15 protein-coding genes are annotated in these 16282 nt (G+C 46.4%); all 15 read left to right on the plus strand.

All coding sequences use genetic code 11. From position 1 onward, the window contains the following. Nucleotides 1-6 precede the first annotated feature (6 nt). The 15 genes from ppaX (at nucleotide 7) to MKY23_RS00815 (ending at nucleotide 16211) form a co-directional block, all read left to right on the plus strand. Nucleotides 7-663 (plus strand): pyrophosphatase PpaX, encoded by a 657-nt coding sequence (gene ppaX, locus MKY23_RS00745; RefSeq protein WP_154891579.1) that lies wholly within the window; start codon nucleotides 7-9, stop codon nucleotides 661-663. Next, complete coding sequence (locus MKY23_RS00750; protein WP_339834519.1) at nucleotides 660-1202, plus strand: acyltransferase; 543 nt, start codon at nucleotides 660-662, stop codon at nucleotides 1200-1202. The genes ppaX and MKY23_RS00750 overlap by 4 nt, the downstream gene beginning before the upstream one ends. Nucleotides 1203-1726: 524 nt before the next feature. Next, entirely contained in the window at nucleotides 1727-2926 is a 1200-nt protein-coding gene (locus tag MKY23_RS00755; protein ID WP_154891577.1) for an ATP phosphoribosyltransferase regulatory subunit, read from the plus strand. A 1-nt stretch (nucleotide 2927) separates the two neighbouring features. Further along, nucleotides 2928-3587: an ATP phosphoribosyltransferase gene (gene hisG / locus MKY23_RS00760; RefSeq protein ID WP_090924770.1), complete on the plus strand. Its 660-nt coding sequence runs from the start codon at nucleotides 2928-2930 to the stop codon at nucleotides 3585-3587. A 94-nt stretch (nucleotides 3588-3681) separates the two neighbouring features. Next, on the plus strand, nucleotides 3682-4986 hold the full coding sequence (gene hisD / locus MKY23_RS00765) for a histidinol dehydrogenase (RefSeq protein WP_339834523.1): 1305 nt from the start codon (nucleotides 3682-3684) through the stop codon (nucleotides 4984-4986). Further along, a complete protein-coding gene (gene hisB / locus MKY23_RS00770) occupies nucleotides 4979-5620 on the plus strand; it encodes an imidazoleglycerol-phosphate dehydratase HisB (protein ID WP_339834526.1) in 642 nt (213 codons plus the stop codon). Before hisD ends, hisB begins: the two co-directional genes overlap by 8 nt. A 3-nt stretch (nucleotides 5621-5623) precedes the next feature. Continuing rightward, nucleotides 5624-6244 carry an imidazole glycerol phosphate synthase subunit HisH gene (hisH, locus tag MKY23_RS00775; RefSeq protein WP_339834529.1) on the plus strand — a complete coding sequence of 207 codons (621 nt, stop codon included), beginning with the start codon at nucleotides 5624-5626 and terminating at the stop codon, nucleotides 6242-6244. A gap of 162 nt (nucleotides 6245-6406) precedes the next feature. After that, nucleotides 6407-7141 carry a 1-(5-phosphoribosyl)-5-[(5-phosphoribosylamino)methylideneamino]imidazole-4-carboxamide isomerase gene (gene hisA / locus MKY23_RS00780; RefSeq protein WP_154891573.1) on the plus strand — a complete coding sequence of 245 codons (735 nt, stop codon included), beginning with the start codon at nucleotides 6407-6409 and terminating at the stop codon, nucleotides 7139-7141. A 30-nt stretch (nucleotides 7142-7171) separates the two neighbouring features. Next, nucleotides 7172-7933: an imidazole glycerol phosphate synthase subunit HisF gene (gene hisF, locus MKY23_RS00785; protein ID WP_251510932.1), complete on the plus strand. Its 762-nt coding sequence runs from the start codon at nucleotides 7172-7174 to the stop codon at nucleotides 7931-7933. 1 nt (nucleotide 7934) lies between these two features. After that, entirely contained in the window at nucleotides 7935-8672 is a 738-nt protein-coding gene (hisIE, locus tag MKY23_RS00790; protein WP_154891593.1) for a bifunctional phosphoribosyl-AMP cyclohydrolase/phosphoribosyl-ATP diphosphatase HisIE, read from the plus strand. A 14-nt stretch (nucleotides 8673-8686) separates the two neighbouring features. Then, nucleotides 8687-9526 (plus strand): histidinol-phosphatase HisJ, encoded by an 840-nt coding sequence (hisJ, locus tag MKY23_RS00795; RefSeq protein WP_339834536.1) that lies wholly within the window; start codon nucleotides 8687-8689, stop codon nucleotides 9524-9526. A gap of 90 nt (nucleotides 9527-9616) precedes the next feature. Then, a complete protein-coding gene (locus MKY23_RS00800; RefSeq protein WP_090924777.1) occupies nucleotides 9617-10564 on the plus strand; it encodes a ribose-phosphate pyrophosphokinase in 948 nt (315 codons plus the stop codon). Nucleotides 10565-10832: 268 nt separating this feature from the next. Beyond that, entirely contained in the window at nucleotides 10833-13094 is a 2262-nt protein-coding gene (locus tag MKY23_RS00805) for a helix-turn-helix domain-containing protein (protein WP_339834540.1), read from the plus strand. Between the two features lie 507 nt (nucleotides 13095-13601). Further along, nucleotides 13602-15194 (plus strand): extracellular solute-binding protein, encoded by a 1593-nt coding sequence (locus tag MKY23_RS00810; protein ID WP_244159484.1) that lies wholly within the window; start codon nucleotides 13602-13604, stop codon nucleotides 15192-15194. A 117-nt stretch (nucleotides 15195-15311) separates the two neighbouring features. After that, the gene (locus MKY23_RS00815; RefSeq protein WP_090924780.1) at nucleotides 15312-16211 is read left to right on the plus strand and encodes an ABC transporter permease subunit; all 900 of its coding nucleotides are present in this window, start codon (nucleotides 15312-15314) and stop codon (nucleotides 16209-16211) included. The last annotated feature ends 71 nt before the right edge of the window (nucleotides 16212-16282 follow it).

Below are 16282 nucleotides of genomic sequence, written 5' to 3' on the forward strand. Positions count from 1 at the left end.
TGCAACGTGATTAATACGGTACTGTTCGATCTGGATGGAACGATTATTGATACCAATGAGCTGATTATCAACTCATTCCTGCATGTTATGGGAGGTTGGGATCATGCTGCCCCGTGGACAAGAGAGCAGATTATTCCGCATATGGGAGGCACATTGGAGCAACAAATGCGAACCTTTTCAGGTCAGGAAGAGGTATCGGAGTACGTCAAAGGTTATCGTGCTTATAATGATATTCACCATGAGGCGATGGTCAGACCCTTCCCCCATGTGATCGAGGTTGTTGAGGCTTTGAATCAGGCAGGGATTACGATGGGTGTGGTGACGACTAAAATTCGTCCTTCTACATTAAAGGTGCTGGAGCGCTTTGATTTGCTTAAATATATGAAGTCCATTGTGACTGTGCAGGATGTAACTCATCCCAAACCTCATGCAGAACCGGTGCAAAAAGCGATGGAGGAACTGGGATCGAACCCAGCTCACACACTGATGATCGGGGACAGTCCTGTCGATATTCAATCGGCGCAAAATGCAGGTGCTCTCTCCGCTGGTGTGGCCTGGTCGCTTAAAGGGGAGCAGGTGCTGAGCGGGTATAAGCCAGATTACATTTTGCATGATATGAGGGATCTACTGGATATGGTTCTTACGGGAACGGGTCGTTCATGAGAAAAGTAACCCGCTATCCGGTAGAAAGTCAAAATGCACTTTGGCATATCTACAAGACAGTGAGCCCGTGGAAGGGCGTTCGTAATTTTATCTGGATTCAGTTGTCACGGTACTGTCCTGTTTTGCCTCTCAAGAACTGGATTTATCGACGCATGCTTGGTATGAAGGTGGGGGAGCATACAGCTTTTGGCCTGATGGTAATGGTGGATGTATTTTTTCCGGAAAAAATAACGATTGGTGAAAATTCAGTGATTGGTTACAATACCACGATTCTGGCTCACGAGTATCTCATTAAAGAGTACAGACTTGGCGATGTCATTATCGGAGACAATGTGCTGATCGGGGCGAATACAACCATTTTGCCAGGGGTAACGATTGGAGACGGAGCGGTAGTTGCTGCCGGAGCGGTAGTTCATAAGGATGTTGCTCCAGGAGCTTTTGTTGGAGGCAATCCCTTGCGTGATTTGTCACGTCCGTCAGGATCGACGGAAGAAATGGTGTTCAAGACGGAGGAACCTTCTCAGCGAAAGCTACATTAAGCGCGAGGATCATTGTTTGCAAGTGAACGAATGCATGGAGGGAAGAGCTGCTGAGGGCAGCTTTTTTCGTATACAAAACTTGAATTGAAGCAAAGGTTAGGGGCCGTAAGACACGGACAACAGGACAAGTGGGTTTAGATCGGATAGTCACCAAGAGCAGTCATAGCTTAAGATTGTTGACGATTCCGCAGCTTCCATGTTATCATATCCCATATCCTTTAGTTTGTTAGCACTTTACCATGTGAAAGCGAACCGGGTGAAGGTGACAATTAATCTATAGAGTAAACGGGTTATTCTTGTAAAGGTGAAGCGTTCGTTAAGCCAAAGAACATGCGGCTTTACTCAAAATTAGGGTAACTAACATAGAACGGGGATTTGTCATACATAAATCCTTTTGAGATAGAGCGTTAGAGACGATAGAGATGAAAATCTAAATTTAGTTATCGTATTTTAGCAGATGTGAAGATATTATAGTGCAACCTTATATAACAATCCAAATTCATGACTCGGGGTGAATCATTTCCATGTCCAAACCAAAAGGCTTTGAAAAACCAACTGGCTTCCGTGACTATACACCACATGTGGTGTCCAAGCTGCGTAAAATTGAACGAAATGTACTGGATTGCATGGAGCGTTGGGGTTATCGTCAGATCATAACACCAACGATTGAATATTACGACACAGTAGGGGTGGCTAGCTCTACTTCAGATCGCAAATTGTTTAAATTGCTGAACAGCCGGGGAACGACACTGGTTCTACGTTCTGATCTGACAGCTCCGATTGCGCGTGTAGTATCATCGATGCTCAAAGATGAGGCTTTGCCGCTACGTCTGTCCTATCATGCGAATGTATTTCGTTCTATTGAAGAGGAAGCTGGACGGGAGGCTGAATTTTTCCAAACAGGTGTTGAACTTGTAGGGGACGATTCTCCTGAGGCGGATGCTGAAGTAGTTGCATTAGCGATTGCCTCATTGCAGGCAGCGGGTGTATCTTCTTTTAAAATAGCAATGGGTCATATGGGTTTTCTGAATGGACTGCTGGAAGAAGTGATTCCGGGTCAGACGGCTGAGCAGGAACAGTTGAAGGAAGGGCTATTAGGTCGTGATTATGTGGGCTACCGTCAGTCCATTGAAGCTTTGCAACTGGAACCCAAACAAAAACAGCAACTTGAAGCGATTTTACGTCTGCGTGGCGGGAAAGAAATATGCACACATGCGAGCGAACTTAGCTCAAGTGCTGAAGCGGCACAATCTATTGCACATCTGTGTGCAGTGTTTGAAGTATTGGAGGCCTATGGTGTCTCTGAGCATGTGCTGATTGATCTGACGATGATCGGGGATTTCTCCTATTACACAGGCATGACATTTGAAGGTTATGCGGCAGAGCTGGGATCACCTGTGTGTAGCGGCGGACGATATGACAATCTGTTGCAGCAGTTTGGGCGCGCTCTTCCGGCTACAGGATTTGCGTTGAAAACAAACCGGATTATCGATGGTGTTCATGGCATTACGATTGAAGAGACGAAAACGGTACGTATTGAATATAGCCCAGATCGGCGTGCTGAGGCATTGACCGAAGCAGCGAGATTACGAAGTCTAGGTCACAATGTAGTTACATCTCTTCTTGCTAATGAAAAGGCAGAGACGACATCTGTAACAAGCGAAACGACTGCGGATCAGGTGGAGCAGGTCATCATCTATGGATCGAAAAAGGGAGGGAACTGAGATGTCGGATATTCTGAAGGTGGCCATGCCTAAAGGCCGCATCTATAAAAAGGCCTCCAAATTGTTTCGTGAGGCAGGGCTAGACATTCCAGAGGACGTGGACGATACACGCAAACTGGTGATCGAGGTACCAGAAGCGGGTATGGAATTCATTATGGCTAAACCTGTGGATGTGCCAACGTACGTGGAGTACGGTGTTGCCGATATTGGCATTGTCGGGAAAGACGTGTTGCTTGAAGAGGATCGTGATGTGTATGAACTGCTGAATCTAGGCATTGCCCAGTGCCGTATGTCGGTTATCGGGCTACCGGACTGGAAGGCAGGTATCCAGCAGCGAGTTGCAACCAAATATCCACGAATCGCTTCCCAGTACTTCCGTGAGCAAGGACAACAGGTTGAGGTTATTAAGCTGAACGGATCAATTGAGCTTGCGCCTCTAATCGGACTGGCTGATCGGATTGTCGATCTAGTGGAGACCGGGCAGACGTTACGTGAGAACGGACTTGTGGAAATGACGGAAATTCTGAATATTACTAGCCGTTTGATCGCGAATCGGGTGAGCTACCGGATGAAAAACGCACGTATTCAGGCGCTGTGTGATGCACTTCAATCGGTCATCCCAAGTGGGAATGAGGTTACTGCGGGAAGTGCGAGAAGATAGCGAACAGATCAGTAAAGAACGATAGCGAATAGATTAGTGAGCAGGGATAATGGATAGATAAGTGAGTCAATTGATATGTAAGGAGGTTGTGCACATGAAGATTGTACCAGCACGGGAATTTGATCTGAAGCGGGAAGTGGAGTATGGTACACCGGAGCAAAATGAATCGGTACGGCGAATTGTCGCAGATATTCGCCGGGAAGGTGATGCGGCCCTGCTGCGTTACACGGAGCAGTTGGACCGCACGACGCTGACGGCTGCGCAGTTGCGCGTGCCGCAGGAGGAGCTCCAGGCAGCGTATGCAGCCGTTGAGCCATCTTTTGTAACGGCGATTCGCCAAGCCGCCGTTAACATTCGTGCGTTTCATGAGAAGCAGAAACGCAATTCGTGGATGGACTGGCAGCCGGACGGCAGTCTGCTCGGCCAGGTTATTCGGCCGCTGAAACGAGTCGGCGTGTATGTCCCTGGAGGGAAAGCAGCGTATCCATCGTCGGTGCTGATGAATGTCATTCCGGCACAGGTTGCAGGCGTGCCGGAGATTGTGCTTGTTACACCGCCGGCGACGAACGGCGGTGAAGGTATTAACCCGTACATTCTCGTGGCTGCCGCGGAAGCGGGCGTGAACGAGATGTACCGGGTTGGCGGCGCGCAAGCGATCGCCGCCCTCGCTTACGGCACGGAGAGCATTGCCCCGGTCGACAAGATCTGTGGACCGGGTAATATCTACGTGGCGCTCGCGAAGCGCGAGGTATATGGGGCGGTCGATATCGACAGTATCGCCGGGCCAAGCGAGATTGTGGTGCTCGCCGATGATACGGCGAACCCGATGTATGTCGCCGCGGACTTGTTGTCGCAGGCGGAGCACGACGAGATGGCATCGGCCATTCTCGTCACGAATTCGGCCACGCTGGCGGAAGCGGTGCAGGCCGAGGTGCAGCGGCAGCTGGATGTGCTGCCGCGGCGCGATATCGCTTCTGCTTCCGTGGAGCAGCATGGCGCGATTATCGTGGTGGATTCCATCGATGAGGGAATCGATGTCGTGAACCGGCTTGCACCGGAGCATCTGGAGATCATGGTGCAAGAGCCGATGGCTTACGCTGGCCGGATCGAGAATGCCGGTGCGATCTTCCTCGGGCCGTATAGCTCCGAACCGGTTGGCGATTATTTTGCCGGACCGAATCATATTATTCCGACCAATGGAACTGCCCGGTTTAGCTCACCGGTAGATGTGGATGATTTTATCAAAAAATCGAGTCTGATTTATTATAGTAAAGAGGCATTGCTACAGAACGGAGCGGCTATTATCGAATTAGCCCGTCATGAGGGGCTTGAAGGACACGCTCGTGCAATCGCTGTACGTTTAGAACAGGAAGGAAAGGCGGAATCGGACAATGGATAATCAGAATAAGAGTACAGGACAGGGTGTCGAGCTTCAAAATAATGGTGCAGTTCGCCAAGCAGAGGTTGACCGCAAAACGAACGAAACCAATATCCAGCTGTCATTCAACGTAGATGGCACAGGGCAATCAAATATTGAAACGGATGTACCGTTTCTGAACCATATGCTCGATCTGTTCACAAAGCATGGACAATTTGATCTTAACGTACAGGCTCGTGGAGATATTGATATTGATGATCACCACACGGTTGAAGACATCGGCATTTGTCTGGGACAGACGCTGTACCAGGCGCTCGGCGACAAACGTGGTATTAAGCGTTATGCGAGCGTGTTTGTACCGATGGATGAAGCACTCGCACAAGTTATCATTGATGTGAGTAACCGTCCGCACTTTGAATACCGGGCCGAGTACCCGTCACAACAAGTAGGTAGCTTTTCTACAGAGCTTGTGCATGAATTTCTGTGGAAATTAGCGCTCGAAGCGCGGATTACGCTACATGTCATTGTGCACTACGGTCAGAACACACACCACATGATCGAAGCAGTCTTCAAAGCTCTCGGACGTGCGCTGGATGAAGCAACGATGATTGATCCACGAGTAACCGGCGTGCCCTCCACGAAGGGAGTGCTGTAGACGATGGCGATTGCAATTGTCGATTACGGTATGGGGAACCTGCACAGCGTCGGCAAAGCGGTCGAACGTCTTGGCTATGAAGCGCTGGTCACGGGTGAGCGGGAAGCCATTCTTGCCGCAGATGGCGTTATTCTGCCGGGGGTAGGTGCTTTTGGCGACGCAATGGTGCATTTGCGGGAGACGGGTTTGGATGTAGTCGTTAAAGAAGCCGCTGCAAGAACGAAACCGCTCCTTGGCATTTGTCTAGGCATGCAATTATTATTCAGCTCCAGTGAGGAGCATGGCGAGCATGAGGGATTGGACATTTTACCGGGCAAAGTAGTGCGCTTCGCACCAAGTGAGCTGAAGGTTCCCCATATGGGATGGAACCGTTTGGAATTTATACATCCGGAAAATCCGCTCTTCGCAGGTCTGGATGCAGGGCATGTCTATTTTGTTCACTCTTATCATGCACTTACAGAGAACAAGGGTGATCTGCTCGCCGTTACGGATTACGGACATCCCGTTACAGCGATTGTAGGTAGAGGCTCGAACTTCGGCATGCAGTTCCATCCCGAGAAGAGCGGAGAGCTTGGCATGAAACTGCTGGGCAACTTCCTGTCTTTGACGAGCTCAGTAGTTTAACAGCAATATAAGACTAACCTTTATCGCGTATAGCGGTTATTCCAGTAAGCTGTATGAACTGTTATACTCATCTAAAACAAAATCAGTTTTAAATATATTCAGCTTGAAGTTACATGAACGTTTGAGCAAATTTCAATCGAATCTACACTCAGGAGGACTTGTATGTCATCTTTTATCTTATATCCGGCAATCGATATCCGGGACGGCAAATGTGTAAGACTGGTGCAGGGAGATTATAATCAAGAAACGGTGTACAACGATGACCCGGTTCAGGTTGCGCTTAACTGGGAGAAGCAAGGCGGTACATACGTTCATCTGGTGGACCTGGATGGCGCCAAAGCAGGACACCCGGTTAACGATGAGTTGATTGGACGTATTGCATCCGCAGTGAATGTACCTGTACAGGTTGGCGGCGGGCTTCGTACAGTCACTGACGTTGAGCGTTTATTGGGTCTGGGTGTTAGCCGATTGATTATCGGGACAGCGGCGATTGAGGATCGTGCTTTTACGGAAGAAGTACTGGGACGTTACGGGGATAAAGTAGCGATCGGTATCGATGCGCGGGGCGGATATGTTGCCACTCGTGGCTGGCTAGAAACCTCCGAAGTACAGGCTGAAGTACTGGCGAAGGAGCTCGCTGCTTATGGAGCGGAAACGTTTATCTTTACGGACATCTCCCGTGACGGTATGATGCAGGGGCCTAATGTTGAGGCAATTGTGTCTCTTGCCAAAGCAAGCGGACGTACAGTTATTGCTTCTGGCGGTGTCAGTGTGATGGATGATTTGCTTCGTTTGAGTCGTCATGCAGATGACGGTGTTGGCGGAGCCATTGTAGGTAAAGCCTTGTATACGGGAAGTATTGATCTGGCTGAAGCGGTGCGTTTGGTTAACAAGTAACGGATAACCGGGTAGAGAGGAAGAAACAGTATGCTGGCAAAAAGAATCATTCCCTGTCTGGACGTGAAGGATGGCCGGGTCGTTAAAGGCGTGAACTTCGTCAATCTCCGCGATGCGGGTGATCCGGTAGAGCTGGCGGCACTGTACGACCGCGAAGGCGCGGACGAGCTCGTATTTCTCGATATCTCCGCATCAGTGGAGGGCCGTGAAACGATGGAGGAAGTCGTAAGACAGACAGCAGGCGAAATTGCCATTCCGTTTACGGTTGGCGGCGGGATCTCCAAAGTGGAGGACATGAAGCGTATTTTGCGTGCAGGTGCGGACAAAATTGCGGTAAATACAGCGGCAGTACTTAATCCACAGATTATTGCGGATGGCGCACGTCGCTTTGGCTCGCAATGTATCGTAGTTGCTATTGATGCCAAGTATAACGAGGCTTGGGGTGAGTGGGAAGTGTACACCCACGGCGGACGGAAGCCATCTGGCATTAAAGCATTGGAGTGGGTGAGACAAGCCGAGGAACTGGGTGCAGGAGAAATCCTGTTAACCAGTATGGATGCAGATGGCACAAAGGACGGTTTTGATCTGAAGCTGACCGCTGCTGTTTCGGAATCGGTGAGCATTCCTGTTATTGCATCAGGCGGTGCAGGCAAGGAATCACACTTCTATGATGTATTCACAACAGGCAAAGCGGACGCAGGTCTGGCTGCAACCATTTTTCACTATAAAGAAATTGCCGTACCGGCATTAAAACAACAATTACGAGAGCAAGGGGTGGAAATCCGTGACTAAAGTGAGCGATGAAATCAAGGAGCAACTCTCCTTGGAGCAGGTTGTGGAGCATATCCGCTGGGATGAAGGATTGGTCCCTGCCATTGTGCAGGATGTGGATACCCGTGAAGTGTTAATGATGGCTTATATGAACCGTGAATCCCTCAAGTTATCACTTGAATCCGGTGAGACATGGTTCTGGTCACGTTCACGCCAGGAGTTGTGGAATAAAGGAGCAACTTCAGGTAATGTACAGAAGATCGTTTCTTTAAAATATGACTGTGACGGCGACACGCTGTTAGTTGAGGTGAAGCCGAAGGGGCCGGCTTGTCATACAGGTGCAGTGACCTGCTTCCATAATGAAATTATCGGGTTGTCCGCAAGTGAAACGGAACAAGACAACAAAGAAGAAGCGGGAAGCACTACAAACTCCAGCACAACCTCTTCATCTAATGCGGAAAGCCGCTTTGATGTTCTTGCTGAACTGGAATCCGTCATTGCTGAACGTGAGCGCGAACGCCCAGAAGGTGCGTATACCACGTATCTCTTCGATAAAGGTGTCGATAAAATCTTGAAAAAAATCGGTGAGGAAGCCTCCGAGACGATTATTGCCGCGAAAAATAAAGACAATGACGAACTTCGTCTTGAAGTCAGTGACCTGATGTATCACTTGCTCGTATTGCTCCAAGAGCGCAAGCTACCGCTGGATGACATCATGTCCGAATTGAGTCGCCGTCACGAACGGCCGCGCCGCGATTAGGAGGCGAACGCTGAATGCGTATAGACTATCACACCCACCATGAACGCTGCGGACATGCTGTTGGCAAGCTGGAAGAATACGTGCAACGCGGGATCGCCATCGGTCTGTCCCAGATTGGGTTGTCTGATCATATGCCGCTCCTGCACGTAGATCCGGCTGAATACTATCCAGAGATGGCCATGCCTATGGATGAATTGCCACGATATGTTGAGGAATGTTTCATCTTGAAGGAACGTTACCGCGGGCAGATTGATGTCCGTGTTGGTCTTGAAGGGGATTATATCGAAGGTTGGGAATTGGAGATTCGTTCAATCATTGAACGTTATCCATGGGATTATGTAATTGGCTCTGTGCATTTCCTTGGTGAGTGGGATATTACAGATTTTCGGCAGACCCACCACTGGGAAGGCAAGGATGTCCTTGAAGTATATCGCCAGTATTATGATGCTGTAAGCAAAGCAGCCGCTACAGGGTTGTATGATATCATTGGACATTCGGATGTGATCAAACGTTTTGGTTATGTACCATCTCCTGAGCAAAATGAGGAACGCATTGCACTGGAGAATGCGGCCTTGCAAGCTATTGCGAAGAGCGGCTGCGCTATGGAGCTGAATGCTTCAGGTCTGTCCAAACCTTGCGCAGAGATGTTCCCAAGCCGAAGAATGCTAACCGAAGCGATTCGATTGGGTATTCCTCTGACGATGGGATCGGATGCACATGATCCGATGAAGCTAGGCGATTATTTGCCAGAGGCAGAGGCGCTTTTGCATGAACTTGGCTGTAAGGAAGTTGCTGTTTTCGAAAGCCGCCAGCGCTCGTTCATTCCTTTAAATGTAGACAGCAGTGGAGTATAATAAGGGTAAAACCACCTTTTATACAAGTTGGATTCTCCAATTTAACTATACAAGGAATTATGATCGGGGATAAACCCGCGGGAGGGCATTATGCAGCATTCGTTACGTATTTTTTCCGGTTCATCTAACCCTAAGCTTGCAGAGCAGGTATGCGACAAGCTGGGAGTACAACTGGGTAAGATTAAACTGTCCCGGTTCAAGAGCGGAGAAATATACGTTCATTACGAAGAAACGATCCGCAATTGTGATGTATTTTTGATACAGTCTTTGTCTCATCCGATTAATGAACTGTTTGTCGAATTGCTTGTTATGATTGATGCGGCAAAACGAGCTTCGGCACGCACGGTAAATATTATCGTTCCGTATTACGGCTATGCTCGGCAAGAGCGGAAGTCTGCTCCACGTGAGCCTATCTCGGCCAAGATGGTTGCAGATGTATTAACGACAGCGGGAGCAAGCCGGGTGGTTACGATTGATCTGCATGCGGCTGCAATTCAGGGCTTCTTCAACATTCCGGTGGATCACATGACATCACTCGACTTAATCAGCGAATACCTGCTCAGTAAAGAGATCAAAAATCCGGTTGTAGTTTCTCCTGATGCAGGACGAGCATCCATGGCGGAGAAGCTCGCGAACCGTCTGGATTCACCTTTTGCCATCATGATCAAGAAACGTCCAAGTCATAACGAATCGATTATCACACATGTCATCGGTGATGTTGAGGGACGAACGCCGATCATTATCGAGGATCTGATCGATACAGGTACAACGATTGTGAATGTTGTTGAAGGATTAAAAGAACGCGGTGCAGAGAATGCTTATGTTTGCGCAACTCATGGCTTGTTCTCGGATGGGGCGGTAAGCAAACTAAATCATCCATCGATTACCGAGGTTGTGGTAACAGACTCTATTGCACTGCCAGAGGATCACCCAGATTGTTTTAAAGTATTACCCGTTGCACCAATGCTCTCACGAGCGATCCGCATTATTGTTGATGGTGGATCTATGGCTACACTGTTTAAGGATTCCGGTATTTAGTCTCAGTACCATAAATAGGTGCTTTACAGCCCAATCTCATTTCATGTTCCGTGTCTGAGTGCATTTGCTCAGCACGGTATTTTTGTGTTAACCCCACGAATTGAATTCTGTGCTTTGCTGTTTGGTCGCTTGTGATATAATAACTATAAATATTAAGAAATGATAGCGTTTTATTTATAGATGAATCTGGAATGGTTTTGTTACGGATACTAAACAGTAGAACCACGGCTGATGGACATTGGCATCGTGGAGTGAGGAGTGGGGTCTATTGTCGCGCACGTGGTATTATCGATTGCTCTTTTCGTATTTCCCTATATTTTTCTTTACGATGACGATAATTATCTTTATTGCTTTTGTATTCATTAATGATATTTCCAGAGAGGAAACTAGGAAAGCTGACCGGATATCCACCAGTTATCTGGCCACCACGCTGGATCATACAATCCGGGACATTGAACTGGCTGTGACAGAGAAAGTGCAATACGAACCGGCATACAGGCTTTATTTCAACGGTAACAATCCTAATAACTCGGATACAGTGTATACGATTGCACAAAGTTTACGTGAGATGATCAATTCTTCTTCATGGATTCAATCCATATATCTGTATGACAAGCAACATGAGCGCGTTATAACGCTAAGTGGTTCAAGAGACGTGGGGAATTTCTCAGACAAGGCATGGATTGATCACATTCTAAGTGGTGCAACGGGTCAAGGCTGGCAGCCTGTTCGAGAGATGGAACCAGAAGAGTATCAGAGGACACCTGTACAAGTGTTGACCGTAAATAAAGAAATGCCTTTACCTTTTGGCTCAGAAGGTGTATTGGTCATCAATATCAAGATGAGCAGTATCAAGCAGAGTGTCGATAGCATGGTCAATGGAAAACTCTCTTTCCTGACGATAAGTGATCAGGAGGGCAGGGTCGTCTATGATGCTCATTCGGATAATGAGAGTGCTATCGAGGGTACAAAATTAAATGAGCTATCATTGGAAAGATTGGGATGGACTCTTAGCAGCGGCATTAAAGCTGGCAATTTGTTTGGCTGGGTGTCGGTTGTTTCATATGTTTGGGTGTTCATTGCTATTTTGACGGTGATCTGCGCAATTATCTACATCGTATATGTGACCCGGCGTAACTATAAGCCAATTCAGATCATCATGAACCGGATTGAATCGCAACAGATCAAAGCATTTGAACAATCCGGTGCTCGTATGGATGAGATGAAGATGATTGATGGTGTGCTTGAGAACTTGATTAACCATATGATGGATTATGATAAAAAGAGCCGCGAGAATGTACTTATGCAACGTAGTAAGTTGTTTAGTGCTTTACTACAAGGTGAGCATGTGGACAATGCGGCTGGCCAGCTGTATGAGGTGTCCCCATTTGATGGAGCCCATGCGGCTTCTCGCTTTATCGTGGTTGTTGGGGATATTAACCGATATGAGAAGGGATTTCAGGAGAAATTCACCAGAGGAGAGCAAAATACACTGAAGTTTGCCCTGATGAATGTATTACAGGAGCTATCTAGGGATACAGAAGTGCAATGTTGGACGGAATGGATCAGTGCTGATCGGATTGCTATTCTTTTCTTTTCGAAGGAAGACGGGCAACAAGGTCAGGAACTGTCTAAGCAGATTCGAATAGTTGCTGAGGAATGTAAGTCCTGGGTAGAGCAGAACCTCCGTATTTCCCTCAGCTTCGGCATTGGTCCTGTTGCTGAGGGAATTGAAGCAATACATCAATCGTTTACAGCTGCTGAAGCAGTCATGCAGCGGAAGTTGTTGATGAATGGTGATGTGGGTGAAGCAGAGACCAGCGAGATACAACATCCATTGCTGGAGACATATACGTATTTGCAGATGATTGCTGACTTTGTCAAACGGTTCAGAATGTCGAGTGGGCAGTGGAGAGAGCAATTAGAGGATATCTTTAAGGAATTTGAGCGAAACAAATTACCGGATGATGAGATCCGTTCCTTAATTGAGGCTATGCTTCAGATGCTTAGCCGGGAAGTCTCTATGATGTCGGAAGGATTGCAGAAAGAGCTGTCGGAAGAGAATATTAACAATTGGCTTAATGCAATGGAAGAAGCAGAATCGTTAGAGGATGTTAAAGTACTGTTGTTCGACAGTCTTACCGATCTGTTCCGGACATACGTTGCTGTTACGGAAACGAAGAGCTACAAAGCTATGGTTAATGAAATGAAAAAGTATATCGAGGAGCAGTTCACCAACCCTGAGCTGTCACTTAAACATCTGAGTGACCGTTTCCAGATTTCTGGAAAACATGCCAGTTATCTGTTTAAGACCGAATTCAATATGAAATTTGTTGACTTTGTGACTGAGCTTAGGATGAAAGAAACGGAGAAGTTACTGCTTAATACTGATTATTCTTTACAGGACATAGCTTTAAAGGTCGGATATGCGAATGGTATTACACTGGGACGTGTATTCAAACGAGTCACAGGCATTACACCTGGGGATTACCGCCGGATGAAAAAGGATCAAAAAGCGACAGATGAATAATGTGATATCTGTGCTTGCTCCAAAATGAGAGAGTAAAATTGTGTCATGTTTCCATACATGGTCAACAGAGTATTGAAATAAATCAGGGTGAATCGACATGTTGAGTCTCCATAATTTAGGGGGATATCATCAAATGCGATTCGCCCTTTTTACTTAGTTTTAACATCATAAAATGAAAGCGCTTGAAAAACGATGAAATAAACATGTATGTTTCATGGTAATGTCAGAAGATGTGTCATCAATGCTTCCTGATGTAACATACGAATTTAGTCAGTGCGAGAAAATGGTTTGTTTCCATCGTGTTTGGATAGGGGGAGTTAGTGCCTCTAAACCCTTCTCCCATGCGGTTTTATGGAATTTTGGCAGTCTGCGAAAATAAGCTACCATGCAAACCATAACTCGTTTGTAGACCCACCCGAATTTAGTATGTTGTCAGAGCACACAATAGTATGGAATACTCAGGGCAAGCTTTAAAACATTCACGTAAAGCCAAAGGGGATGAACAGAATGACAAGAAAAGGGAGTCTTAAAAAGTTGATGGGTTTGGCGCTTACAGCAGTAATGGGCGTCTCACTACTTGCGGGGTGCGGATCATCAGACAACAAATCAGCAGAAGGCGGAGCAGCTGGTGATGGAAAGCGTGTCACATTAAAGGTGGAGCTTTTCGACCGTGGTAACACCCCATCGCCTTACACAATCACGAACAGCTATCTCACAAAGATGATTCAAGAGAAGTTCGGCGATCCTAACAACATTGATGTACAATTTGTTCCTGTTCAACGTTCCGAAGAAGTGACGAAGCTGAATGTCCTGATGGCTAGTGCCTCAGATGTTCCAGATGTTGTCTTTGTTTACGACTCCACTGTGTTTTACCGTTATGCACAACAGGGAGGTCTGACAGATGTAGGTGATCTGGTGAACCAGTATGGACCTAATCTGAAGAAATTCCTGGGTGAAGATACTTTAAAGTTTGGACAATTGGAAGGAAAGCAATTTGCTATTCCGGGTAAACGCGCCATTACTGGCCGTTACAGTTCTTATATTCGTCAAGATTGGTTAGATAAGCTGGGAATGCCAGCACCTAAGACAACCGATGAGTTGTATACAACACTGAAAGCATTCAAGGAAAAAGATCCAGCGAAACTGGGAAGCAAAAACATTCCTATGGGCTTTGCGCTTGCACCGGCTCAGTATGAGACATTGATCTACTCCTTTATCAAACCTGTAAGTGGCGACAAAACATACGGTCAACGTTATGAATTGCCGCTCCATGAAGGATTCAAAGAGTCCATGCAATTCCTGAACAAACTTTACAATGAAGGTTTGATCAGTAAAGATTTCAGTTTGGATAAAGACAAAACGCAACTGAATAAAGATATTCAAAATGGTAATGTAGGTTTCTGGTCTGAAGATGCTGATGCTATGTTCGGTAAAGAGGCTACTATGGATCTCATGCGTAAAAATGTAAGCGACGGCAAAGTTCTGCCATTAGATGCTTATACTAACCCGAACGCAGATAACAAACACATCAAATCACGTTACGGTTCAAATGGTTTGTTCATTATGATTCCGAAAAGCAGTGAGCGTGCAGTGGAAGCAGTTAAATACCTGGATTGGATGGCGTCTGACAACAACCTGATGGATATCATCAGCGGTGTGAAAGGCGAGAACTATGATCTGGTAGACGGTATTCCGGTTGCAAAAGAAGATGTAGCCCAAGAAGCAGCAGATCGTTTCTACAACGCAAATGATTTTGCGATTATCTCCAACGGTAAAAACATCGGAGATCAAGCTACAAACGAAAAAGCATGGATTCTGGGTTACCCTAAAAATAACCAGGAGCTGTTGAAGCAATCTCTTGAGATTGCAAACACAGATACAGTAGGACCGATCATCTTCGATAAACCGATTGCTGCCGAGATGAAATATGGCACTACACTTAATGACAAGCTTGATGTCATTATCGTAAAATCCGCTATGGCAAAACCAGCTGATTTCGAATCTGTATTTGAAAAAGAAATGGCTGATTACATGTCCTTGGGCGGTAACGATTTGAAGAAAGAGCTGGAAGAAGCTTTGCAGGGTATGGGTGGAAAGTAAACCTTAGTACGCTTGGAACATGTTAAAAAAGAAACCATACAACTGTTTCAAATTAGAAAGGAACGTGTGCCGCCAGATAGGCGGCACAAACGTTTCTTATGATAGGAGGAAACCGTCTTGAACCTCACATATTTGAAAAGATATTGGCAGCTATATGCATTGATTTCTCTGCCTATAATCTACTTTTTAATTTTCCGTTACGGACCGATGTACGGTGTCCAGATCGCTTTTAAAGATTTCAACCTTTTTCAAGGTATCAACGGTAGTGAATGGATCGGTTTCGATGCTTTTCGCGAGGTATTCGCAATGCCCGATTTCTACACTACATTACGCAACACATTTATGCTGAATTTTCTTGATCTGATCGTTTCATTCCCTGCTCCAATTATTCTGGCGATTATGCTCTATGAGGTTAGATTCAAATGGTTTAAGAAAATCTCACAAACCATTCTGTATATTCCTCACTTTATCTCCTGGGTTATCATCGGAGGGATTGTCTACCAATTGTTTGGCAATCAATCCGGTATGGTAAACAATCTACTGCAGAGCATGGGATTTGATTCCATTCCATTTTTGACAGAAAAAAACTCATGGCTTGTTACCTACCTGTTCACAGGTGTGTGGCAAAGCGCTGGGTGGGGAACCATCTTGTATCTGGCTGCATTAACAGGTGTGAACAAGGAATTGTTCGAGGCAGCTGAGATTGACGGTGCAACGCGGCTGAAGAGAATCTGGCATATTACAATACCAAGTATTAAACCAACGATCATCACCTTGCTTATTCTTAACCTTGGAAATATGGTCAGCATTGGTTTTGACCGGCCTTATGTTATTGGTAATACGGCTGTTCGTGAATATTCCGATGTACTTAGTACCTTTGTATACAGAATTGGTCTACAGTCTGGACAATATACACTTGCAACGGTTGTTGGCTTATTCCAAGCGGTTGTCGGACTGGTCTTTGTCCTAGGTTCAAACTATCTGTCCAAGAAAACAACGGGTGAAGGAATTCTCTAATTCCAGAACAATAGTAAGATGTACACCAATTTGACTTGTTGTACGTATAGATCATCAGTAAAGGAGTTGTG

It is taken from the genome of Paenibacillus sp. FSL R7-0272, assembly GCF_037969905.1.
Taxonomy (GTDB): domain Bacteria; phylum Bacillota; class Bacilli; order Paenibacillales; family Paenibacillaceae; genus Paenibacillus; species Paenibacillus polysaccharolyticus.

Bases quoted from the DNA above. Each gene is read 5' to 3' on its own strand.
- MKY23_RS00750 (WP_339834519.1), top strand. From the start codon at position 660: ATGAGAAAAGTAACCCGCTATCCGGTAGAAAGTCAAAATGCACTTTGG.
- MKY23_RS00755 (WP_154891577.1), top strand. From the start codon at position 1,727: ATGTCCAAACCAAAAGGCTTTGAAAAACCAACTGGCTTCCGTGACTAT.
- hisG (WP_090924770.1), top strand. From the start codon at position 2,928: ATGTCGGATATTCTGAAGGTGGCCATGCCTAAAGGCCGCATCTATAAA.
- hisD (WP_339834523.1), top strand. From the start codon at position 3,682: ATGAAGATTGTACCAGCACGGGAATTTGATCTGAAGCGGGAAGTGGAG.
- hisB (WP_339834526.1), top strand. From the start codon at position 4,979: ATGGATAATCAGAATAAGAGTACAGGACAGGGTGTCGAGCTTCAAAAT.
- hisH (WP_339834529.1), top strand. From the start codon at position 5,624: ATGGCGATTGCAATTGTCGATTACGGTATGGGGAACCTGCACAGCGTC.
- hisA (WP_154891573.1), top strand. From the start codon at position 6,407: ATGTCATCTTTTATCTTATATCCGGCAATCGATATCCGGGACGGCAAA.
- hisF (WP_251510932.1), top strand. From the start codon at position 7,172: ATGCTGGCAAAAAGAATCATTCCCTGTCTGGACGTGAAGGATGGCCGG.
- hisJ (WP_339834536.1), top strand. From the start codon at position 8,687: ATGCGTATAGACTATCACACCCACCATGAACGCTGCGGACATGCTGTT.
- MKY23_RS00800 (WP_090924777.1), top strand. From the start codon at position 9,617: ATGCAGCATTCGTTACGTATTTTTTCCGGTTCATCTAACCCTAAGCTT.
- MKY23_RS00810 (WP_244159484.1), top strand. From the start codon at position 13,602: ATGACAAGAAAAGGGAGTCTTAAAAAGTTGATGGGTTTGGCGCTTACA.